This is a genomic window from Psychrobacter sp. NPDC078631 (genome assembly GCF_050268165.1).
Classification (GTDB): Bacteria; Pseudomonadota; Gammaproteobacteria; order Pseudomonadales; family Moraxellaceae; genus Psychrobacter.
On record NZ_JBNNGG010000002.1, the window covers coordinates 54,624 to 78,973 of the forward strand.

At 41.0% G+C, this 24,350-nt stretch carries 18 protein-coding genes; 6 read left to right on the forward strand and 12 right to left on the reverse strand.

Annotated features, from left to right (window positions below):
- Window positions 1-33 precede the first annotated feature (33 nt).
- From ACQKCP_RS06345 to ACQKCP_RS06365, 5 genes are all read left to right on the forward strand, one after another.
- The gene (locus tag ACQKCP_RS06345; RefSeq protein WP_427611706.1) at window positions 34-858 is read left to right on the forward strand and encodes a 3'-5' exonuclease; all 825 of its coding nucleotides are present in this window, start codon (window positions 34-36) and stop codon (window positions 856-858) included.
- Window positions 859-920: 62 nt separating this feature from the next.
- Window positions 921-2,492 carry a 23S rRNA (uracil(1939)-C(5))-methyltransferase RlmD gene (gene rlmD / locus ACQKCP_RS06350; protein ID WP_427611707.1) on the forward strand — a complete coding sequence of 524 codons (1,572 nt, stop codon included), beginning with the start codon at window positions 921-923 and terminating at the stop codon, window positions 2,490-2,492.
- 422 nt (window positions 2,493-2,914) lie between these two features.
- The gene (locus ACQKCP_RS06355) at window positions 2,915-5,452 is read left to right on the forward strand and encodes a RelA/SpoT family protein (RefSeq protein WP_427611708.1); all 2,538 of its coding nucleotides are present in this window, start codon (window positions 2,915-2,917) and stop codon (window positions 5,450-5,452) included.
- A gap of 55 nt (window positions 5,453-5,507) precedes the next feature.
- Window positions 5,508-6,449: a bifunctional DNA-formamidopyrimidine glycosylase/DNA-(apurinic or apyrimidinic site) lyase gene (gene mutM, locus ACQKCP_RS06360; RefSeq protein ID WP_427611709.1), complete on the forward strand. Its 942-nt coding sequence runs from the start codon at window positions 5,508-5,510 to the stop codon at window positions 6,447-6,449.
- 289 nt (window positions 6,450-6,738) lie between these two features.
- Entirely contained in the window at window positions 6,739-7,179 is a 441-nt protein-coding gene (locus tag ACQKCP_RS06365; RefSeq protein WP_114701175.1) for a hypothetical protein, read from the forward strand.
- 113 nt (window positions 7,180-7,292) lie between these two features.
- Here ACQKCP_RS06365 and mscL read toward each other — a convergent pair whose 3' ends face one another.
- The 3 genes from mscL to ACQKCP_RS06380 form a co-directional block, all read right to left on the reverse strand.
- Window positions 7,293-7,748, reverse strand: coding sequence for a large conductance mechanosensitive channel protein MscL (gene mscL, locus ACQKCP_RS06370; RefSeq protein WP_427611710.1), 456 nt, complete (start codon window positions 7,746-7,748; stop codon window positions 7,293-7,295).
- Window positions 7,749-8,027: 279 nt separating this feature from the next.
- Complete coding sequence (typA, locus tag ACQKCP_RS06375) at window positions 8,028-9,878, reverse strand: translational GTPase TypA (RefSeq protein WP_057758402.1); 1,851 nt, start codon at window positions 9,876-9,878, stop codon at window positions 8,028-8,030.
- A gap of 349 nt (window positions 9,879-10,227) precedes the next feature.
- Window positions 10,228-11,523: an OmpA family protein gene (locus ACQKCP_RS06380; protein WP_427611711.1), complete on the reverse strand. Its 1,296-nt coding sequence runs from the start codon at window positions 11,521-11,523 to the stop codon at window positions 10,228-10,230.
- A 584-nt stretch (window positions 11,524-12,107) separates the two neighbouring features.
- Here ACQKCP_RS06380 and ACQKCP_RS06385 point away from each other — a divergent pair.
- Complete coding sequence (locus ACQKCP_RS06385) at window positions 12,108-12,836, forward strand: GspH/FimT family pseudopilin (RefSeq protein ID WP_427611712.1); 729 nt, start codon at window positions 12,108-12,110, stop codon at window positions 12,834-12,836.
- A 20-nt stretch (window positions 12,837-12,856) separates the two neighbouring features.
- Here ACQKCP_RS06385 and ACQKCP_RS06390 read toward each other — a convergent pair whose 3' ends face one another.
- The 9 genes from ACQKCP_RS06390 to ACQKCP_RS06430 form a co-directional block, all read right to left on the reverse strand.
- Window positions 12,857-13,630, reverse strand: coding sequence for a pyridoxine 5'-phosphate synthase (locus ACQKCP_RS06390; protein ID WP_427611713.1), 774 nt, complete (start codon window positions 13,628-13,630; stop codon window positions 12,857-12,859).
- 66 nt (window positions 13,631-13,696) lie between these two features.
- Window positions 13,697-14,473, reverse strand: coding sequence for a DNA repair protein RecO (gene recO / locus ACQKCP_RS06395; protein ID WP_427611714.1), 777 nt, complete (start codon window positions 14,471-14,473; stop codon window positions 13,697-13,699).
- Window positions 14,474-14,536: 63 nt separating this feature from the next.
- Window positions 14,537-15,502 carry a GTPase Era gene (era, locus tag ACQKCP_RS06400; RefSeq protein ID WP_057762330.1) on the reverse strand — a complete coding sequence of 322 codons (966 nt, stop codon included), beginning with the start codon at window positions 15,500-15,502 and terminating at the stop codon, window positions 14,537-14,539.
- Window positions 15,503-15,848: 346 nt separating this feature from the next.
- Window positions 15,849-16,646 carry a ribonuclease III gene (gene rnc, locus ACQKCP_RS06405; RefSeq protein ID WP_427611715.1) on the reverse strand — a complete coding sequence of 266 codons (798 nt, stop codon included), beginning with the start codon at window positions 16,644-16,646 and terminating at the stop codon, window positions 15,849-15,851.
- Between the two features lie 102 nt (window positions 16,647-16,748).
- Window positions 16,749-17,141, reverse strand: coding sequence for a DUF4845 domain-containing protein (locus ACQKCP_RS06410; RefSeq protein WP_427611716.1), 393 nt, complete (start codon window positions 17,139-17,141; stop codon window positions 16,749-16,751).
- 131 nt (window positions 17,142-17,272) lie between these two features.
- Window positions 17,273-18,175 carry a signal peptidase I gene (lepB, locus tag ACQKCP_RS06415; RefSeq protein WP_427611717.1) on the reverse strand — a complete coding sequence of 301 codons (903 nt, stop codon included), beginning with the start codon at window positions 18,173-18,175 and terminating at the stop codon, window positions 17,273-17,275.
- Between the two features lie 102 nt (window positions 18,176-18,277).
- Window positions 18,278-20,077, reverse strand: a complete 1,800-nt coding sequence (gene lepA / locus ACQKCP_RS06420) for a translation elongation factor 4 (protein ID WP_101204270.1) — start codon at window positions 20,075-20,077, stop codon at window positions 18,278-18,280.
- Window positions 20,078-20,440: 363 nt separating this feature from the next.
- Window positions 20,441-21,682, reverse strand: a complete 1,242-nt coding sequence (locus ACQKCP_RS06425; protein ID WP_427611718.1) for a capsule biosynthesis protein — start codon at window positions 21,680-21,682, stop codon at window positions 20,441-20,443.
- 150 nt (window positions 21,683-21,832) lie between these two features.
- The gene (locus ACQKCP_RS06430; protein ID WP_427611719.1) at window positions 21,833-24,316 is read right to left on the reverse strand and encodes a capsular polysaccharide biosynthesis protein; all 2,484 of its coding nucleotides are present in this window, start codon (window positions 24,314-24,316) and stop codon (window positions 21,833-21,835) included.
- Between the last annotated feature and the right edge of the window lie 34 nt (window positions 24,317-24,350).

Here is a 24,350-nt window from a genome sequence, read left to right on the forward strand (position 1 = left end):
TAACTATAAGCTCATAAATAGTCAGGATTATCTATGTCACAGGCGCTACCATCCGACCCTATCTTAGTTTTCGATATCGAGACTGTCGCTGATGTCGATGCAGCACGCCGTATCTATCCGCAATTGGCCGATCTTAATGATGCGGATGCGTTAAGTGCGCTGACAGCGATACGTACACAAGAGGCAGGGCATGATTTCATGCGCTTGCCACTACAGCGCATCGTCTGTATCTCAGCTCTGTATATCAAGGATGGTAAGTTATCGCTATTTTCTTTGACTGCCGATAAATTTAGTGAAAAAGAAATCCTAGCCAAATTCTTTAGAGCCTTTAACGACATTGAGACACTACCGCAACTTATTAGTTGGAATGGCTCAGGCTTTGACATACCTGTACTGATATATCGTGCCATGCAGTATGATTTGTCAGCACCATGGCTGTTCGAAGAAGGCGAGCGTATTAAAAACATGCGCTTTGATAACTATGTTAATCGCTTTCATACGCGCCATCTAGACTTAATGGATCGGTTTAGCCAGTACGGTGCTAGCCGCCGTGAAGCGATGGATATCGTCGCAAGTCTGTACGGATTACCTGGTAAAACTGAGGTAGATGGCAGCATGGTCGGCGCGCTTGTTAGTAGCAGTGACTGGCAGACCCTATCTATATACTGTGAGTCTGATGTTATGAACACTTGGCTTATTTATTTACGCTGGTTACGTCTAACAGGACAGTTGTCTTCACAAGATTTTGATGCTTGGCAGCAGCAGAGCTATGACTATCTGGCAAAGTATACCCAAGCGGACGGTAGTCCGCGACATCAAGAGTTTATCGCTGACTGGTCATCTGCACCCAAATTATAGAAATCGTATTATTAGTAGTTTTTTATTCCCCTCTTCTAGTTATTTATTATTAAGGCAGGTTTATGCAACCCACCGATTCAAAAACATCTACAGCATCTGATATGGCAGCGCAAAACAGTAATGCTCAAACGAATGAAGCTCAAACAAACGACACCCAAACGATTGTCATTCCGCCGAGTAAGAAAAAATCAAAGCCATCATCAAAGACACGTCGTCGTCTAAAAGATGCAGAGCCAATTCCATTTAATATTGATGGCTTATCACATGATGGTCGCGGTGTTGCTGTCTATGGTAATGGTTTTGATGTTGCGGAAGGTCATGCTGAAGACAAACATGGCAAAAAAATCTTTGTTAGCTTTGCTCTACCAGGTGAAAGCGCTTTAGTAAAAATAACCAACAGCCGTGCTAGCTTTGAAGAAGGCGATGCCATTAGCATTACTGCCAACCCAAACCCTGAACGTGCTGTACCACCCTGCCCGCATTTCGGTACTTGCGGTGGTTGTAACTTGCAGCACTGGCAGCCAGATGGACAAATAAACTTTAAGCAGTCAGTATTGGCTGAAATGCTAATGCACCAAGCCAACGCGGAACCTGACAATTGGCTCCCTCCTGTGGTCGGTGATCGTCTTGGCTATCGTACCAAAGCACGTTTGGGCGTGCGCTATGTCGTCAAAAAAGAAACTGCGCTTGTCGGCTTCCGCGAGCGTTCAAGTAACTTCTTGGCAGAGCTAAATGAATGTCATATCTTAGATTCGCGTATTGGTTTCGAGATTGAAAACCTAAAAACGCTTATTAGTACCCTAGAGAGCCGTGACAAAATTGCCCAGCTTGAGCTTGCAATGGGTGAGCAACTGCCAGAACTACCTGATGGCAATCAGCCAGTTGCGCTCATCGTACGTAACTTAGAACCGTTGTCAGACGCTGATATAGACAAACTAAAAGTGTTTTTCGCAGCGCGTAATTGGCAGCTGTATTTGCAGTCGAAAGGTGTTGATAGCATCCAACGTATTGCGTTGACAGATACTGATGATTTGAGCGAGCAATTTGGTCGTTTATATTATCAATTGCCAGAGTATGATCTGACTTTTGAATTTATCCCTACTGACTTTACCCAAGTAAATTTATCTGTGAACCGTCAGATGACCAAGCTTGCCTGTGACTTGTTGGATTTAAAAGCAGGTGAACGCGTACTAGATTTATTCAGTGGTTTGGGTAACTTTAGCTTGCCACTAGCGCGCCTCGTTGGTGAGACAGGCTCAGTAGTCGGTGTCGAAGGCAGTGAGGCCATGACCGAACGTGCTGCTGACAATGCCCGTCGCAACGGTATCAACAATACTGAGTTTTATAGTCAAGATTTGACTCAAGACTGTACTGATAAGCCATGGGCCAACCAAGGCTTTGATGCACTGTTGATTGATCCGCCGCGCTCTGGTGCTTGGGAGATTATGCAATATTTGCCAAAATTTAATGCTGAACGCATTGTTTATGTCTCTTGTAATCCAGCCACCCTTGCCCGTGATACAAAAGCATTGTTAGAACAAGGCTATCGTCTGACTCATGCTGGCGTGATGGATATGTTCTGCCATACGGGTCATGTTGAATCTATCGCTCGCTTTGAAAAAGTAGCGGTTTAACACTATTAATCTTCAAAATGATTAATAGTTAATAACGACTGATAGTTTAACCTGATTAAAGAGACAATTAAGCATTATTACAATTATCTAAGATAACTCAAAGCTTTGATAAGTTTGTGCTAATAAATAGCCATTATTTAGCGTAATTGACCACAGCCGTACAGAGGCTCGCTTGATTTGTCACTTTAAAATGAGATAATAGTAAACAATCTTCCTATGTTTTTGATGATGTTTCCAATCGCTACATAGCAAGCATTTGCACTCATAGCTTTATATATTTTACGCGCATTTTATAGCTGCTAAAAATAACATTTTTAGCAGTTGTATTGGTTTATAGCTGACACTTTATGGATCGTTAATTCAGAGTGTGTGCATAGTAGATGAGGTTATAATCAATTCAAAATAGCTAAGAGGAGTCGGCTATGGTAAAAATTCGTGAAGGATTACCGCTGGTGGATGGACAGACCACGCAGGCCGATAGTGCAACACTTGCGGCGCAACTGGTGGCGAGCCAACGCTCTCACCAGTCAGCCAATAGCTATGCCCAAATCCCCCTCGACATCAAATACCAGTTGGCAACTCACAAGTTACATACTACTTTTGATCGCTCAGCTGCACACACTTATCATTTACATGACCCTCACACTGAAGACGAGTATTCGGATGATACCAATGCGCTATCGAACAAAGAGCTTGAGGCGGTCGACTTAGACCAAGCCAATATCGACGTACCTACTTGGCTAGATAATGTGGCCAAACGTATTGGACAAGAGTCAGTACCCAACCTAAGTGCAGCTTGCGAATTTATTCGCAGTCATATGAACACCAGCGAATCTGAGCGCTCAGGCGCTTATGTTACCGGTATTGGTATGACCGATATTTTGACCTATCTTTATCAAGATGAAGACGCATTGGTCGCGGCCATGCTGTATCGCAGTGCGCGCAAATCAATCATTAGTCTCGCTGAAGTTGAAAAAAACTTTGGTCCAGATATTTTGACCCTTGTTAAAGACACTCTTGCAATGGGTAAGCTGTCGGAAATTATCGAGAGCAACAAGCGCTTAGAAGACCATTTCGTCAATAATCAGCGAGATCAGCTATCAAATATTTATAGCATGCTCATATCTGTCACCAACGACGTGCGCGTGGTACTGATAAAATTGGCAGAGCGTACCTTTGCCATGCGTGAGTTGACGTTTTCTAGGCCAGAGCGTCAAACTCGTGTCGCGCGTGAGGTCATGACTATTTATGCACCATTAGCGCATCGCCTAGGTATCGCGCAGCTAAAATGGGAGCTCGAAGATTTAGCTTTCCGTTATCTTGCGCCTGATCGCTATAAAGAAATTGCTAAGCTACTGTCAGAAAAGCGTAGCGAACGTGAGTCCTATATTCAGCGCGTACAAGACAAGCTAAATGAATCATTAGCAGATGCCAGTATCGAAGGCGAAGTATCTGGGCGCGTCAAACATATCTACTCTATTTATCGAAAAATGAAGCTCAAAGGTCTATCTTTTGATCAGCTTTATGACATTCGTGCCTTGCGCGTCTTGGTCAATAGCCCTTCTGACTGTTATCACGTTTTAGGCCTAGTACATGGTTTATGGCGTTACATTCCTGAGCAGTTTGATGACTATATTACCAACCCTAAGTCCAATGGTTATCGCTCGCTACATACTGCTGTAATCGCGGAAAATAAATCACTCGAAGTCCAAATTCGTACTCATGAGATGCACTTTGAGGCCGAACTTGGTATGTGTGCGCACGTTAATTACAAAGAAGGGCTAAAGAACAAGAAAGACAACTATCTGAATCAAAGAATCAGCTCATTACGCCAATTATTATCTATCAATAATGAGACACGCAATCAGCCACGCTCAGCTGTGGTAGCGGGCGAAGAAATAGACGATATCGAGTTTGACGAAGAAGAGCAACTCGTTGATTTTGATGAACTAGAACGTATTTATATCTTTAGTCGTGACGGTGATATTACCGAACTACCAAAAGGCGCGACCGTTCTCGATTTTGCCTACTATGTGCATACTCAAGTTGGCAACCGCGCGCAGGCAGCTCGCGTCAATCAGCGCTATGTGCCACTGACTTATCAGTTGAAAACAGGTGAGCAAGTTGAGATTATCACTAAGGCTTCGCGTGAGCCTAATCGTGATTGGTTGGTAGCATCGCTAGGTTATATTCATACCAATCGTGCCCGTTCAAAACTGCGCCAGTGGTTTAATAAGCAAGACCGTGATAAGAATATTGAAATAGGTCGCCAAATGCTCAGTAAAGAGCTTGAGCGCCTATCTGTTCATCCTAATAGTATTGATCTAAACGACTATATTCAGCATTTTCATGTCAATACGACCGACGATATTATTGTAGGGCTGGTGACAGGTGATATTGGCCTGAATCAGTTGACCAGTCATATCTCTCGTCAGCTGCATCTAGAGCCTGAGATTCCACCAGAGAGCTTTGTACCGCATGTAGATAACCGAGATACAGGTAAGCTCGATGCGTATAAAATACATATCGATGGCTTGGATAATATTGAAATCAATTTGGCAGGTTGTTGCCACCCTGTGCATGGCGAACCGATAGCTGGCTACATCACTTTATCGCGTGGCGTTAGCGTGCATAATCGAGGCTGCCCAGAGTACTTACGTCTGGTCGAGCGTGATCCTGAGCGCAAGATAGAAGCCGCTTGGCAAGTACAGACGGGGCGTTATCAGCCTGTTGATATTCATGTCGAAGCATATGACAGACGCGGTTTGCTACGTGATTTGACACAGATAATTGATAAAGAGAACGTCAATATTCGCCAAGTGCAAACGTTAAGCAATGACGACAATATTGCTTTTTTAAAGTTCCATATTGAAGTCTCAGGCTTAGCACATCTATCTAAGCTGCTCGCAAAATTAGAACAGCAGCATGGTATTTTGCACGCGCGCCGTGCAGTCGTGTAAATAAAACCTTAAGTCAGTCGTTGTTTATTCCACAATAGAGTTGTCAAAAAATACTATGCCTGAATTACCTGAAGTAGAAACCACTAAAGCCAGTCTTGCTCCATTGTTGGGGCAACAGGTAGTTGATGTTAAAGTATTTCAACCAAAGCTGCGATGGATGATGCCAGATAACTTAGACGAGCTGGTTAATTACACATTGGAGAGTGTCGAGCGCCGAGCAAAGTATCTGATTCTTAATTTTCTGCCAGCAGTTGCACAGAATAACGCTTCAATGTCAGCCAGTAAAGTTGAACCACGTCAGCTTCTTATTCACTTAGGAATGTCAGGTAGCTTACAACAGCACAGCTATGGTACTGATAAGCGTAAACATGATCATCTGGTCGTCGTTTTTAATGATACTGCTAATAAAAAATCTCAGCTACACTATTACGATCCGAGACGCTTTGGTTCAGTACTATGGCATGAGGATTACGGCAATAAACTACTAGATCATCTAGGTCCTGAACCGCTTTCAAAAGATTTTACCGCAGACTATTTGTACAGTTTAATCCAGCGTATAGATTTATCTAGTCAAGATAGCAATGGGTCATCGTCAGATGATACTAAAACGAATAAGCGACTAAAACCCATTATTCGGGCTATTAAATCTGTCATCATGGAACAAGAAGTCGTAGTTGGGGTTGGCAATATTTATGCAACTGAAAGCCTGTACTTGTCTGGCATCCACCCTGCTACACCAGCCAATCAAATTTCATACGATCAGATTGTCATTTTAGTGAATCATATTAAAGAAATTTTAAAGAAAGCGATAAAACTGGGCGGTTCGACACTACGGGATTTCACAGTAGCAAGTGGTCAAACTGGTTACTTTCAGCAAACCTTAAATGTGTATGGTAGACAAGGAGAGAGCTGTCTGCATTGTAGTACGACGCTAGAAAACATCAAGCTTACTGGTAGAGCTAGTGTTTATTGTCCAAATTGTCAGCCGTTAAAATAGCTAACAACTGATACTCGCTTATTTGTGCTGCGTTTATATTAAATGAAGACAATATTTGAACAGAGCATTCATTCTAAAAGTACCAAATATTGTCAAAGCTATAACTAGATTATTCTCATTTTTGTTGCTTATTAGCGCACATCTTGCTTTAATAGTGCTAGCGCTTACATAAATAGTGCGTATCATTTATTTTTCTGTAATATTTAGACTAACTATTGTTGCCGCAAGATTCCTGTGTGAAGATAGCAGCAGCCATTAATCATACTACTATGAGTTTCAGGATATCGTTATGACTGTTAAAGCAAAAACCCAACGCACAGTTAAGCAGAGATTTTTTACTGTATTGGCAACTCTAGGATTGGTAGCTGCGACTATCCAGCCTACTTTTGCAGCTATAGAAATTGATGAAACTGATTTTGGGCCTTCATACGAGACGATGGTAGTTGATACGATTGTTGGTAAACCACTGCAACTCGTGAATGCGGTAGCTGGTACGGCAGCTTATATCGTTAGCTTACCTTTCTCACTTATTGGTGGTAATGCAGACCAAGCACAGCAGAAGCTATTTGTTGAACCTTGGGATGCTATGGGACGTTGTTTAGGCTGTACAGTTGCAGAAGACAACTATTACAAATCTCAAGTCGTTGATAATAACGTGGTACGTATCGTTGTCGATCAACCATCAGAGATTCTGATTAACACTAATGATTATGTAGTGGTCACTCCGTAACAATTTGCTTTTAGTAGGTACATCAAATAGTACACAAAAATGACTGTGACTATTTCATAACAAAAAGGCTAACTCGAGAAGTTAGCCTTTTTTATTGTCGAAAAGTCGATAATTTATTTCGTAATACTAGTATTGCTTAATTTGGCACTGATTTCGCGCAGCAACTTCACTTCCTCTGATGGCTCTTCTACTGCTTCTTCTATAACTTCCTCTACCTCTTCAGCACGGCGCATTTTATTGACACCTCTCACCATCATAAAGATGATGAAAGCTAAGATTAGAAAGTTAATAAGTACGGTAATAAAACTACCGTAAGCCAGTACAGGTACACCTGCCTCCTTGAGCGCATCATAAGTCATAGCAATACCATCAGGTGCATCGCCTAAAATTAAAAACATGTTCTCAAAATTAATCTCGCCGCCAAAGATAAAAGCGACAATCGGCATAATAATATCATCTACCAAAGATTTTGTGATGGTAGCAAAAGCTCCGCCGATGATGACACCGACTGCCAAATCCATCACATTACCCTTGACAGCGAACTCTTTAAACTCTGAAACCATACTCATTGTTTTTTCCTCAAAATTTATCTATAAACAAATAGATATTTATATAATTAGTATCACATCTAGCTTTTATGCTGATAATTGAATACATTAATACCACTATTCATTCTGTCTGCATTTTTCCAAGATTACAACACAAAAAAAAGCAGTATAAAGTGAACCACTAATAGCTCACCTTATACTGCTCATTTCTTAACCGCTTAGTGCCAGTAAAACTACTGACACTAAGTGTTTGCGTCAAACATCAATACTATGAATCACTAAGTAACTCACTTATTGATATTAAGCACCTTTCTTACCACGGCCGTGACGCTTACGCTCACTTTCAGTTAAGTAGCGTTTACGAATACGTACCGCTTTTGGCGTTACTTCGACTAGCTCATCGTCTTGAATAAATTCAAGCGCTTGCTCAAGAGTGAACTTCACTGCTGGTGTCAACGTCAATGCTTCGTCAGTACCACTAGCACGTACGTTGGTTAGCTGTTTAGCAGTCGTTGGGTTAACAGTCATATCATCGTTACGAGAGTTAAGACCAACAATCATACCTTCATAAACTTCAAGCTGTGGTTCAGCAAACAACTTACCACGTTTCTGTAGGTTAAATAGAGCAAAACCTAGGCAAGTACCATTTGCCATAGAAACCAGTACGCCGTTAGAACGACCACCAACATCACCGATCTTCTGTGGACCGTAATGTGAGAAGCTCGAAGTCATGATACCACTACCTGAAGTCAGGGTTAGGAACTCAGAACGGAAACCGATTAAGCCACGCGCTGGTATGGTTGCCTCAATACGCATACGGCCTTTACCGTCCAGCTCCATGTTAGTCATCTCACCTTTGCGTAGACCAACTTGCTCCATGATAGAACCTTGATGCTCTTCTTCGATATCGAAGACAACGTTTTCATACGGCTCTTGTAGCTTACCATCAACTTCTTTAACGATAACTTCTGGACCAGAAACACCTAGCTCAAAACCTTCACGGCGCATGTTTTCGATAAGTACTGATAAATGAAGCTCACCACGGCCTGATACTTTAAATTTGTCAGGAGACTCAGTGTCTTCTACACGTAATGCTACGTTATGAATCAGCTCACGCTCAAGACGCTCACGAATGTTACGTGAAGTCACGAACTTACCTTCACGACCAGCAAATGGTGAATTATTTACTTGGAAATTCATAGATACTGTAGGTTGATCTACCGTTAGTGCTGGTAATGCTTCAACGTTGTTAGGATCACAAATAGTATCAGAGATGTTTAGTGCATCGATACCCGTGATACAAACGATATCACCTGCTTGTGCATCTTCAACGTCAATACGATCAAGACCATGGTAACCCATGATTTTTAGGATACGGCCGTTACGCGTCTTACCATGCTTATCAATGACAGTTACTGGCGTATTAAGTTTAACTTTACCACGTTGAATACGGCCAATACCAATTACACCAACAAAACTGTTGTAATCAAGGCTTGAGATTTGCATACGGAACGGAGCGTCAGCATCAACCTGTGGAGGCTGAACAACGTCAACGATAGTTTTGAACAATGGCGTCATGTCATCAGCTAAATCATCTGCTTCTAGACCTGCGATACCGTTCAATGCTGAAGCATAAACAACTGGGAAATCAAGCTGTTCATCATTTGCACCTAGGTTGTCAAACAAATCAAAGATTTGATCCATTACCCAATCAGGACGTGAGCCAGGACGGTCAATTTTGTTGATAACAACGATCGGCTTTAGACCTTGTTCGAATGCTTTTTGCGTCACAAAACGAGTCTGAGGCATTGGGCCATCAACAGCGTCAACAACCAAAAGTACGCAGTCAACCATAGACATTACACGCTCAACTTCACCACCGAAATCGGCGTGACCTGGAGTATCCACGATGTTGATACGGTATTCAGTTTCTGAAGTTTTATCTGTCCAGCGGATAGCTGTGTTTTTAGCCAAAATGGTAATACCACGTTCTTGCTCAATATCACCTGAGTCCATTGCACGCTCAGCAATGTTTGCACGGTCGCCAAAAGTACCAGACTGATGTAATAACTTATCAACCAAAGTTGTCTTACCGTGGTCAACGTGGGCAATAATTGCAATGTTACGCAGGTGTTTGATATCGTTCGCCATATAAAATGCTCGTTTCGTCTTAAAAAAATGCAGTAGCAGTAAGCGCTGCTGAATAAACTTTCATCATCAATCAGATAGATATTGAATCTAAGATGACGCAGAAAAGAATGCTATCAAATAAAAAAGTTCAATACAATCAAATATCTATACTGACGAATTCATCATACAGATTGCTATGCTAATGTACATACTGTTAATTTACAGAATGTTTGGGTGGCTAGTATAACATTATTGATTCATAAATTTATGTAATAACTCACTTTTCTCAATACATAAATAAAAAAAAGCCACCCATTGGGTGGCTTTTTTTGTAACTATATATTTAACTATACGGTTATTTTGCTAATACTTACTGAACAACCATATCTTTAGTTTGTTCAACAGTCATTGTTTTGTCACCAGTGATGATGGCATAAACACGACGGTTCATAGCACGGCCTTCTTCAGTGTCGTTTGAAGCGATTGGGTTGTCATAACCATAGCCTACAGTTGATAGACGGTTTGGAGCGATACCGAATTCGTTAGTTAGCATAGATTTAACAGCAACGGCACGAGCTTCAGATAGACGTTGGTTATAACGTGCTGAAGGACCAGTCTTAGAAGCATGACCTTCTACACGAGCTGTAGAGTTAGGATACTCACGCATCTTCTCTGCTACTTTAGCGATTTCTGGCTTGTACTGGTTTTTGATAGCTGACTTGTCGTTATCAAAGAATACACGTAGTTCCATTTTCAATTCGTCAGTAATGTCTACTGGTACTGGGCAACCGCGCTCATCAACTACAACGTTCATTGGAGTGCCTGGGCATGCATCGATGCTATCAGGTACGCCATCACCGTCAGAATCAAGATCAGCTTCAACAACAACTACTGGAGTGTTGTCAACTACTGGCTCTTGCATAGGTGGTACTGCTACTGTAGGTGCTAAATGGCCACCTAGTACTACTTCTAGACCGGCCAAAGCCATGCCTTCCCACCAGTTGTTGTCAAAGTTATGAATCGCACGAGCTTCACCACGTAGGCTTAGCGCGTCATTGATGCGATACATAGCACCTAGACCTAGGTTACCGATAGTGTCTTTAGAGTTTGATACTTCAGTACCAGCAGCAACTATTTCACCGTTAGAGTTAGTATACTGTTCTTGGTTTTCTACTTTGATTTTAGACTGACCAGCACCTACTAGTACATATGGCTTAAGTGCGCTATCAGTGTAACCAGTGAATTCTTCAGTACCGATCAAGAAGTTACCAGAAATCATTTCTTGTTCGATATCAAAGCGGTTAACGCCTGCATCAGCTGAATCTTCAGAAGCTTCGCCGTTTGCGTCAGATACACCATATTCTACTTGGAACTGAGTAGAAGGAGTAAGTTCGATACCTAAAGCTGCACCAGTATATAGGCTGCTTTCTTTGGCTACGCCACCATTAGTTACATTTCCAGCACGGCCGTCAATAGAATTACCATTGGCATCTACATATAAGTCTTTACCAGTGCGTAAAACTTCACGCTGCTTGTCAGAGGTATCACTGAATTCTTCAGTCATGTGGTAACCAAGTAACAATGGGCTAATAGTAACACCAGCATTAGCTGCTAATGGAGCAGCTGTTACGGCAAATAAAGCTAGAGCTATTTTGTTCAATTTCATGGACTTCCTCCAAAGGATAATTTTAGTGATGCATTAAGCAAAACCGATTCTCAAGACGTACTAAGATAGACATCTCTTACGCATTTTAAGTTACAAAGCAAAACCAATTAAGGAGTAGCTTAGCGATTATTAATTCAGTTTACAACTTTTTTCGTTAACGAGCTACACATTATTACACGATAATGTTGTAACTAAAACACAATAAACAGTCTAAGTTACCTAGAACTAACACACCTTACGCTTCTTATCTTTTACACATCAGTTTGCGATAGATGAATAGTCTATTGATATCTATTTTCTTGAAGCATTTTATTACAATTAGAATTTTTTCTCTATTGCTAATGTCGTTCTTTCACTAATTGAAACATTTTTTGACAGTCGCTATATATTACATATATATTGTAAAAAACCAATATTCTTCTGAAAATCAAGTAATTAGTAATTGCATTTGTTTTATATACAGTGGAATAAGAGAAAGTTTAAAGAATTTGGACAATTGGTTTGCTTAAAAGGTAGTCAACACAAGGATGTGTGAGACGTTGTTTTTTACTTGAATGACAAACAGCTATAGGATGTAGCGCATTATGAACTTACTTAGTAAGGTACTGGCCCATTATAAGAGAATAGTCATTTTTACCTTTTGTTTACCTATTTGCAGAAAAGGCAGGTATGGAATTGATAATTTCTTAGCTATTGTATCTAGGTTATTCAATAAACTATTGAAGTTAGTCAGTTATAGGAAATCATCCCTTAAGAACAATAATATTCTCAGTGATAAGCAATCAAAAGGCTTTACTCTCGTTGAGCTAACTGTGACGACAATGGTCTTAGGAATTATCGCAGCTATTGCAGCGCCAAGTATCTTAACGCACTTAGCACGAATGGAAGCGCAACGTGTCAAGCATCAACTAGAGAACACCTTATCCTTAGCAAAGGCCGAAAGTTATATAAGTCGGCAAGATGTCTTGGTTTGTTTATCGAATGATGCACAGCAATGCCATAGGAACAGTGATAAGACACTTCTGCTATTCGTAGATAAAAACAACAATAAGCATTTTGATTCTAAAGTAGATACCTTATTAACTCAGCAATCTTTAAACCTAAGATATAGTACAGTGAAATTAAGAGTTGGCGGTAGGCGTCACTATACTAAATTTTGGGGTGATAGCGGCAGACCACGAGGACACTTCGGTCATATAAAATATTGCCCTACCTCTTCTTATAACAAATCAATGTACCAAATCTCTTTTAACCAATCCGGTATCGTCAAACATAAACTTAACGCAGACCACCCTACGAAATGTAATGGGTAATAGATGCCATACAAGCAAAACTATTTATACATAGCCTCTTTCATCATTGTCACAGCGCTTTCTAGTCCTACAAACACGGCATCTGCAATAAGTGCATGACCGATATTTAACTCATATATACCATCAATCTTTGCAATGGCATTAACATTGTCACACGTTAAACCATGACCCGCGTTAATAAGCAATTTATCGTCTAGGCTCTGTGCTGTAGCTACTGCATGTTCGATTCTTTTAAGTTCAGCCAACTGTGCGGCAGTATCATTTGCTAAGCCTGCTTCGGCATAAGCACCAGTATGCAATTCTATCGCGTCCGCACCACACTCTATCGCGGCTGCAATCTGCTTATCATCTGGATCAATAAACAAAGAAACCTTAATATTAGAGTCTTGTAGCTTATGAACATACTCTTTCAAAGACGTGACTTGCCCTGCAACATCAAGACCACCTTCTGTCGTTAACTCTGCACGCTTCTCAGGTACTAGACATACCCAAAAAGGTTTAATTTCGCAGGCAATTGCAAGCATCTCATCAGTTGCGGCCATCTCTAGATTCATTCTCGTCGACAACTGGCCTGCCATTTCATAAACATCTGCATCTTGTATATGACGACGATCTTCGCGTAAATGTATAGTGATACCATCTGCCCCTGCCTTTTCGCACAGTAATGCAGCAGCTAGAGGACTCGGATAATTCACACCGCGCGCTTGACGCAATGTTGCCACGTGATCAATATTCACGCCTAACAAAGGTTTTTTTGAACTGCTTTCAGATGAGGTAGATACAGAGATACTCATAAAAATCCTTTGGACAATTAAGCCTAACTTATATAGTTGATACTACGATGATATTTGAGAATGCAGTTATTGATAACGTTGCTGCTGCTGCCATAACAGACGGCTTTGTAGCGGCTGATAGTCAAGCAAATAATCAATAAGATGTCGATGTAGTTTTGACCAATGGCTCAGCGTCTGTTCAGTAATACCTAAACGTGCCATTTCTATGATATCCGCACCCTTAAAAACAGTCTGTCCAGACTCACTGGCTAAATGCTCAGACTCTTCATTATGTACCAATACAGGGAGCAAACCTACATCCGGTAAAAAGCGGTAAGTACAATCATACTCGATGGGATCTTCAACGTTGTCATGCGTTAACGTTAAAGTGAATCCTAATTCGGTAAATAGATACTGCTCAAACTGACGTAGACAGAGACGAAGCTCGCTATTACTTAAGGGCTGCTTGAGATGTTGTAGACTGATTTGATAATGCTGCCACAATACAGGCATTGGGTCTTCAGTAGGTAACAGCCGCCACAGAATCTCGTTTATATATAGTGCAGCATACTGATGTTGGCCACTGATATTAGCGTAAGGTACGGCTTCTAAGACAGCAGATGTACTATCTTTTTGAACACTGTCAGCTTGAGTCGTATCTTGCGAGGCAATATTAATTTGACTAAAAGTTTTTAAGTCGCGTTTACCAGTAGCAAAAAGCTGTAACGGCATAAATAGTGGCGCGCCTTTTTTCCCAACACCATGTATCACACCGTGTTGTTGAGAAAAAAGATAATACAAAGCGCGCTTTTCTTGATAAGGACGCTGATGCAATAAATACCCGACGAGCGCTTCATTACGCATTTTTTATTACCTAAATAGCTTAAAGGCAGATAGTGCTTTTGAAGCGTGCGTTTTTAACCGCTATCAATAGCCCAAACTGGTCAACGCACGTTCGTCATCAGACCAACCACGTTTCACTTTGACCCACAGCGTTAACATGATTTTTTTACCGAATAACTGCTCCATATCTTTGCGAGCATCCATACCAACTTGTTTGATACGCTGACCTTTGTCTCCGATAACGATGGCTTTTTGACCACCACGTTCAACATAGATAGTCGCATCGATGAAAGTACAAGCTTTGCGGGGACGCCCTGTTTTTGGATCAGTATGTGCAGGTTCGTCTTTAAACTCATCAATCTGTACGGTTAAATCATATGGCACTTCATCACCCGCACTGCGCATGATTTTTTCGCGAATGATTTCACTGGCCAAAAATCGCTCAGAGCGATCTGTGATTTGTTCTGTATCGTAAATAGGCGCAGCGACTGGTAAATGCGAAGCAATCACTTCTTGCAAACGATCTAAGTTTTGATTTTTTAGTGCAGATACAGGAACGATATCAGCAAAATCGAAACTATCGTTGAAAGTTTCAATAAGCGGTAGTACGCTGCCTTTATCTTTTAGAGTATCTGACTTATTAATAACCAATACGACTGTTAGGTTGGTCTCACCGAGCTTTTGCAAGGTCAATAAGTCATCGTCACGCCATTGATCTGAATCAACAACAAACAGTACTAAATCTACATCTACTAAAGCCGATACCGCCGCTTTATTCATACGTTCATTGATAGCACGTACTTCGTTACGGTGAATACCTGGTGTATCAACAAACACCGCTTGCATTTCATGGTTTGACAAAATGCCATGAATACGATGACGGGTAGTTTGCGGTTTACGTGAGGTGATAGACAGCTTTTGACCTAATAAGTGATTCATCAAAGTTGATTTGCCCACATTTGGACGTCCAACAATGGCCACATAACCTGCTCTAAAATCATCGGCCATGCGAGCATTGCCACTTGGCGCAAAAAACTCTTCAATAGCCATATCATTGTCTAATGCAATATCTTCTGCATCAGTAGCATGAATCTCTTTGGTAACTTCGATATTGTTTTGGCTTGATTCAATATCTGTATTTTCACCCAAATTTTGGGTGCCGTCTTCATTGTTTGATGGCAAATCAGTATGATTGCTCATAAGTTAATCCTATAGGGTTTGTGACTAGCCAAACAGTCGTTGATGCCAAATTTATTCAGTCACCATTAAAAACGGGCTAGAGACATTTAAAGTTTAAAAATAAATAATATGTGAGGTAGTTTTAATGTATGTTTTGCAGGCTATAAACCAATCTAAGCTAATACTCTGCATCTAAAAATGCATTAATAGACATCGGCTATACACGTTTTTTGGCAGATCCTGGCAATTTATGTAATTGGTTAATCATAAGCTCTGCTGCTTTCTGTTCAGCAATACGGCGGCTCTCACCAGATTCAGTAATATCAGGGCAATTATTGATATTGACATGGCAACGTACAACGAAAATTTGATGCGGTGCATTACCACGCGTTTCCATGAGCTCGTAATTAGGCAGGTCAAACTGTTTAGATTGTAGCCACTCTTGTAACCGACTCTTGGCGTCCTTTAGCGCTTTTTGGTCATTGACATTATCAATCAGATCACCATACCAAGAGAGAACACATTTACGAGTAATATCCATATCTTGACTGTCTAAATAAATGGCACCAATCAGAGACTCTACGGCATCGGCCAGTATAGAAGCACGATTGCGACCACCACCTTTGCGCTCACCTACCCCTAATATAAGATGGTTAGACAGCTCTAAGTTTTGAGCGATAATTACCAACGACTCTTGGCGCACCAGTGTTGCACGCATACGCGTTAAGCGCCCTTCATTTTGACTAGGATAACGATGATATAAAGCTTCACCCACAATCATCCCTAACAGTGCATCACCCAAAAACTCTAGGCGCTCATAGTTTTTTCTGCTATCAAATGAGCGATGCGTTAACGCAAGTTTGGGTAGACTCAAGTCATTAAACTCGTAGCCTAACTTACGCGTTAATACTGCTAACCGCTGAATAAATTCTGAGCTAACAACAAGCGTGTCAACAGACGTACTATTTTTTTGGGAAGTAGAAGCCGCTTGGGAATGGTGCAAAGTTGGTTTCATGCGAGGTTTGTGGTTATCCCTTCTGCTTGACAGATTTAGTTTAATAATATTATTTGATATATCTTATGAAATAATGAAGGTGCTATGTCGTACTATTGCGACTTACTCTGCTGTTGCCATTTCGACGTCACCCTCGAAACGGTTAATAATATCAACATTGCTAAAAAAGTTGTTAGTTATTGCATATTCTTTATGAATAGCCAATTGACCTGTTTTTTTATCGGTAAAAGTAAATACGTCTTCGGCTTTAGTATCGTAATCTGCGTTAATTGATAACTGCTTATCAACACGCTCAACGAATTGCTTAGCCGTCTCGTTATTACTATTGGCTTCTTTTAGCTGTGTACTCAAAAGCTTTGTCAATTGGTAGTCACCAATTTGAGCTGGTACGATAGCTACTGTCAATTTAGTCGCAATACCCAAAAGCATAATAATGAGAACAATATTTGTCACACTGGCACCGTGCTGCGTAGCCAAACCAGATAATTGCTGCATTATAAGATCCTTCTAAAGATAAATGACTATTTTGAATAAGTATATAAATAATAAATAGCTATTTATTAGATAGCAATGATATTAGCATAAAACTATTATAGATAAATCAATCGCTAAGCAATCACATTGCCTTAATTGATAGTACCATTACGCTCAAAGGTTGGTAGGTTAAGGCCAGGTGGTTTATGCATCCAGATATAGACAGCCTTACCTGCTAGGTTTTCATCTGGAACGAATCCCCAAAATCTACCGTCTGCACTGCGATCGCGGTTATCACCCATCACAAAATATTGACCTTCTGGCACTTCGATACGCCATTCCGTACCTTCTGATTCAACCACCTCTGGTGACTGTTGCTGTAAAAATGGTGCATACTGTGAACTGTTCATACCGTCTAAATATCGCACGAGGTGCTTATTGTCACCTTGTACTTCTTCAAAATATTGTGCCGCATCTTCTTCTTGCTGACCCATTGCAGAAGCACTCTCTTCGGTCAACACTTGACCTGGACCAACTCGACCTGGTAAGTATAGCTGTGAAGTCAATTCAGCATTTGCCGAGAAATCTACAGACTTAGTCTCAACAGGTACGTCATTGATAGACAACGTGCCTTGGCTATAACTTACGGTATCGCCAGGCAAACCGATAACGCGTTTAATATAATAAATGCTCGGGTTCTCAGGATAGCGGAACACGGCTACATCGCCATGCTCAGGTTCACCAGTATCTAGCACCTTATTATAGGTTAACGGTAGGCGCACGCCATATGCATACTTTTTAACAGCAATAAAGTCACCTGTATATAGCGTCGGTACCATAGACGATGATGGGATATTAAATGGCTCAATCAAAAATGAGCGTACTATCAATACCACTGCTAACACAGGGAAAAAGTCATAAGCCCAGCGAACTAGTAAGCCTTCTTGACCTCGACCACGAGTTTTGCGCTGTTTGAGCGCTAACTTGTCTAACAGCCAAACAATTCCTAGGACTATAGTTAACGGCACTAAAATTAAATTAAAATCAAAATCCATACCAAATTGCCTATTAACGAGCGGCTTATCTAACACCTTTACGATAAAACTCACTACATTTGACTGTTATCTACAATGACTATCTTAGGTTACGTTTAGCGATTAGCTATCAACTTGCAACACAGCTAAGAAGGCTTCCTGCGGGATTTCCACGTTACCTACTTGCTTCATACGTTTTTTACCAGCTTTCTGCTTAGACAGTAGCTTTTTCTTACGTGACACATCGCCACCATAGCATTTTGCTAATACGTCTTTACGCATGGCTTTTACCGTACTACGACCAATGATTTGGCTACCGATAGCTGCTTGAATTGCGACATCAAACATTTGACGTGGAATCAACTCTTTCATCTTAGTAACTAGAGCATTACCACGATAACGTGATTGGGTTTCGTGCACGATCATCGCTAAGGCATCAACTTTATCGCCATTGATTAGTACATCAACTCTCACCAACTTATCGGCTTGATAACGTTCAAAGTTATAGTCTAGCGATGCAAAACCACGTGAGACTGACTTTAGGCGATCAAAGAAATCCATGACCACTTCGCCCATTGGAATATCAAATATAAGCTGTACTTGTCGACCCATAAAACGCATATCAACCTGAACGCCACGACGCTCAATACATAGCGTCATTACATTGCCTAAGAATTCTTGCGGTACTAAAATCTGACAGCGAGCAATTGGCTCACGGAATTCTTCAATGTTGTTTGGCTCAGGTAGATGTGATGGGTTATCTACGTAGATTACATCACCGTTCTTTTTCTCAATTTCGTAAATAACTGAGGGCGCTGTAGTAATCAAATCTAGATCATATTCACGCTCTAGACGCTCTTGGATAATCTCCATGTGCAGCATACCCAAGAAGCCACAGCGGAAACCAAAGCCAAGCGCATCCGACGTATCTGGCTCAAAAAACAGCGAAGCATCGTTGATTTGCAGTTTTTGCAAAGCTTCACGGAATTTTTCAAAATCACTCGAATCTACTGGGAACATACCAGAATAGACTTGTGGCGTGACTTGTTTAAAACCTGGGATACGATCCACATCAGGGGTTTTAGCATGAGTGATAGTATCGCCTACCGGCGCTCCGGCAATATCCTTAATACCCGCAATAACAAAGCCGACTTCCCCTGCTTCTAAAACACCCGTATCTACAGGCTTAGGGGTAAAGACACCAATCGAGCCAACCAGATGTGCCTCTTGAGTAGATTTGATATATAACTTATCACCTTTACGTATAGTACCTTCACGCACCCGTACCAATGAGACCACACCCAAATAATTATCGAACCAAGAGTCAATAATTAGTGCTTGCAGTGGTGCTTCACGATCACCAGTTGGTGCCGGAATAAACTCTACTAGCGCTTCTAGCAGCTTATCAACACCCAGACCAGATTTGGCTGATACTCGCGGTGCATCAACTGCATCGATACCGATAATATCTTCAATTTCTTGAATGACGCGCTCAGGCTCAACTTGCGGCAAATCAATCTTATTTAACACCGCCATGACTTCTAAGCCTTGATCAACGGCTGTGTAGCAATTGGCTACTGACTGTGCTTCTACGCCTTGAGCGGCATCAACAACCAATAGCGCACCTTCACAAGCTGCTAATGAACGCGACACTTCATATGAGAAGTCAACGTGGCCCGGGGTATCAATAAAGTTAAGCTGATAGCGCTCACCATTTGGATGATCATAAAACAGCGTTACTGACTGTGCTTTAATAGTGATACCGCGCTCACGCTCAATATCCATTGAGTCGAGTACCTGCGCCTGCATCTCGCGATCTTGCAAGGCACCGCACATTTGAATAAAACGATCGGCAAGGGTCGACTTACCATGATCAATGTGGGCAATGATTGAAAAGTTACGAATATTGGCTAATGCAGTCACAAAGCGCCTACTAAATTAAGGGTGATAGAATAATAAAACTAAAAAATAAATACTGTCAGATGCAATTGATAAGGTGCGTGTACTTCTTTGAAGGTTAACCGTTACAACAAGCCGATTGGGCTAATACCACTGTCTAAAACCTATAGCCAAGCACATTAACTCTTATGCGCAGACATAAAAGAGTATTCTAGCAGTTTTCCACTGCAAAGTAAGGCGATTTTGTTAGAAGAGATGTGACTTGCAGATGAAATGACCAGCTAAAAAAGGATAACGCAACAATCGTTACACTTGTTGAACTTCGTTTCTTTATATAGATACCATTATAGTTACTATGACTTCTTAGAAAGAAAAGCAAATAAATGACTAGGGTAAATTGGTTTTAGACATATCTACGTCTGTCGTTTCGCTGCCAGTTTGGCACAAATACTTATACATCCATGGCGATCTGCCATAAAAAGCACCATTTATTTGAGTTTGCTCTATCAGGTACTCACGAAATCTCAAATAAAATTCATTATCTGGGCCCTTAGGCTGCTGCCAAAAATCATCAAGCGGCTTTTGATCTGTTAGCTTAGGAATATCATAAATTGCACGACCCATAACCTTAGTTGGTTTCTTATGATAAACCGACTGCAAGCCTGTCGTACTGTTAATAGTCACCATGCCAATACTATATTTCATCAAAGTTGGCAGGTGCATATCACACCCATAAAAAACACGATGAGACACTTGATAGCGCTCAGCTAGGCTAGCTACCAGCTCCCGATAGTCTCTATGACCACGATCCAATGGATGATGCTTAAACACAAGTAACTGTTTTTGCTTAGCAAAATTTGCAAAGCTTGCGATAGACTCGTCAATGAACTGTACCACATCACGATAATCACTATGATGGGTAATCTGTGAGTCATTATGTACTTGCAAGCTAATCAAAAAGTAATTGTTACTTTCTTGCTTGGTCAGTTTATTTTGCAGGTGTTTATCTGGCAAATATCCTCGTAGCTTCCGCCACGGTGCTTTTAACCAAGCAATTGCTTCTTGCCAGGCGGTCATACCACGATAATGTGAATAATGTGGGTAACGGCTTTTATAAAGCCAAGCAATAATGTAATAGACGATGGCCGCGATACTTAAGCGATAAAATCGATTATGTGTGTATAGAGGCTGATCATTGGCTTTCTTAAGTGCTTTGATCTCAGCAGTGTTTAGGCGTGAATAACCGTTAATCCCATGTTCTTGCAAAGTAATGTAATCAGGACGCAAGTACCCTTCTTCAAAAACAAAGAATGAAATACCTAGCTTCTCACTAACGCACGCTGCTTGAGTATGATGCGGTCGACAATCGCCAAAACATACAATCGCATCAATGGTATTTTCTTTAATGAACGCCTGCAACCAAGAGGAAAATTGCGCTAATGTATTGGTATATTCGTAGGTATTGTCGTGATGGTAAAAAAAGGCATCGCCTGCATTAAAATTGATTTTGCTTACTTTAATGTCTTGAGTTTGCAAGAATGAAGAAAATCGATTAAAAAACCCACCCATTTTTCCTTGTAGTAGCAAGACATGTCGATGAGTAAGCAAGTGAGACATCGAAGCTGCCATAATACAGGGCTACCATTAAATGAGAAAATAAGAAATAAAAACAAGAAAGGTCGTACCGTACAACCGTATAAAAACAAATAGCGTAAAATTGATTATACCGAAAAAGCATCTATTTGTCGCAATGCAATTATACGGTGCTACTCTAATAAATTAACGAGACATTTTACGCAATTTCTGTTGCCATCGATGACGTTGCTGCATAAAACGTGTAGTCGCGTGACGTCTTAACTTTGTAGATAAAGACGAGGTCACAGTCTTAAATGAACTATTTAAAGTACTAGCCATTTCAGACTGCGATTTTTCACTATTCTCAAGCAGCTGTAAATCTTTAGGAGGATACAAATAATCGATCACCTGCTCTACTTGTGCTAGCCCGTAGCCATCAGGCAAACGGTAAAGCGGGTAGCATATAAGCGCGCCATATATTAGCTGCTCAAGAGTCAAATGTATATCTCGTTGACGTCTTTTTAAGTAGGTGGCTTTCGGTAACGACTGCCCGTCCATATCTGTGGTTAATCCCCAACCTGCATAAAACGGCAATCCATAACAAGTGACGTCCAATCCACGCAGCAACGCTTCAAAACCAGTCAATGAGCTGATCGTATGAACCTCATCCACCCATTCTAAACAATCAGGCATTGCAGTCTCGTAGGCAACCGCTTGAACTTGTCGTAGATGAGCTTCTGATACTTTACCTGCTCGCAGTCCCGCTTCAACATCAGGATGCGGCTTATAAATCAAATAAGCGTCTGGGTTATCTTGTCGTACACGTTCGATCAAACCACTGTTTGTCTTTATTATGGAGCCGCAGTACTGTACTGACAAATCGTCCTCTACCTGACCGATAATAAGAACGCGTCGTCTCCCAGATATTTTGGCATTTTGTATCCACGAATTATTTTGGATACTAGAAATATCTATACCAACCCCAACATTGTATTTACTTACCCGCTGATTCAGCAGTTTGTCTTGCAGTTTGTTTACGCGAAGACGCTGTTCAGAACTTAATGGCTGACAATTTTGCAGCAATATTTCTAAATCTGAAGGCTGAGTCGCATCGTAATAGATACCTTGTTTGTCTATCACAACAGACAGTGGTGCGAGTAAAGTAGCACCTAAACCATTTGATCGGATAAACCCATCTTCCATACAATAAATAGCTGGCATATCTAAAATTTGCTCAACAAGTTTACTCTGTAGCTTCTTCTGTACTTGCTGACGTTTGGCCAAACCCCATACCAATAAAGGCTGTTGGTAGTTGACACGGAAATGGTCTGGATGTAGAAGGTTTTTTAAACGCGGTTTTGGTTTAACGAATAATGTCGTACGTGGTAGGTCTGTGAAAGCTTTGACAAATGGCAGCTTCCAACGACTAAATTCATATACTGTCAAATCGCCTTCAAGGCGCGCTTGCCACCGCCGATTGGTCACTAGCCATTCGATGGCTGCATCGATATCACAAGCTTGTTTCGTTGCTGGATCTACATAACGACTATAATCAATATAAGCACTATAAAATAATGTTTCTAATGACGTTTCAAGCGTCTTATGTGACATGACAGGAAACACTGCTGAGTTTGACAAATCTCTGTTATTGAGGAATATCTCAGCTGATTCTAAACGACGTTTGTGAACTGATTTAAATAGGTTTTTAGGTGCGTTAGTATCATTAGTCAGCCCCCAGCCACTGTACCAGCTGACCCCGAAACAATGTACTCTTTTACCTAACATTAATGCTTCAAAGCCCATATGTGAGCTAACGGTATAGACATCACTTACTTGTTTAAGCAGTTCAATAGGATTGAGAGATTCAGTCAATAATCTAACGTTTTTAGGCAGTTTTAAGTTGGATAGATAGCCTAATTTTGACGCAGGATGAGCCTTTATCCAAATATGGGCATTAGGATGGTTGCGACATGCAGATTTTAGCATTTTCTTAAATTGACGTTTATTCGCACCAGCGCCTTTAACAGAGGCATCACCCGCTACTTGGTCAATCAACAGGATATGTGATTGTGAAGCGTTTTCTTTTTCGTTAATGTTTTCTTCATTAATCAATTTATCCAACGATGGACAATCGATTATAGAATTATATTTACTCAGTTTTTCTTCGCATATACGTGCCATCAGATGACGAGCACGTGCATCGCCTGCTGCGCGATCATTGCTAGTACTCTTGGTACGCTCAATAACCAACTGCTCAAGACGTGAGTGGTGTGTCATATCAAAGTAGATGCCAATATCATCGACAACCACGCTCAAACCATGGCGACTACTAATACCTGAATCCAACGAACGCAAAAATCCATCTTCAATACTTAAGGTATTCACGTCCTGACGAGTGGCAGCTTTATCAGCTCGTTGGAAGCTTTTCTTATGCCCCCATCCAATAAATGCCTCAGGTTGTGGTTTTTTCTTGCGATTTATCAGGCTTTGTTGCAAGCCTGACCACGGATACCAGCGCTGGATATCAGCTTGCAACACTTGCGAGAGTAGCAAGTTATTGCGACACATACCTTTACCAACTACTGCCAGTTGCTTTGGTGATTGGTACTGTGACAATGGCGAAAGTAGCGCATGATCAGAGGTAGACATAGTAGATACCTTGACTTCATTCGCTACTTCTTTTGCCATACCTTTAATACCTTCACTCGTTAATTTTAGTTAA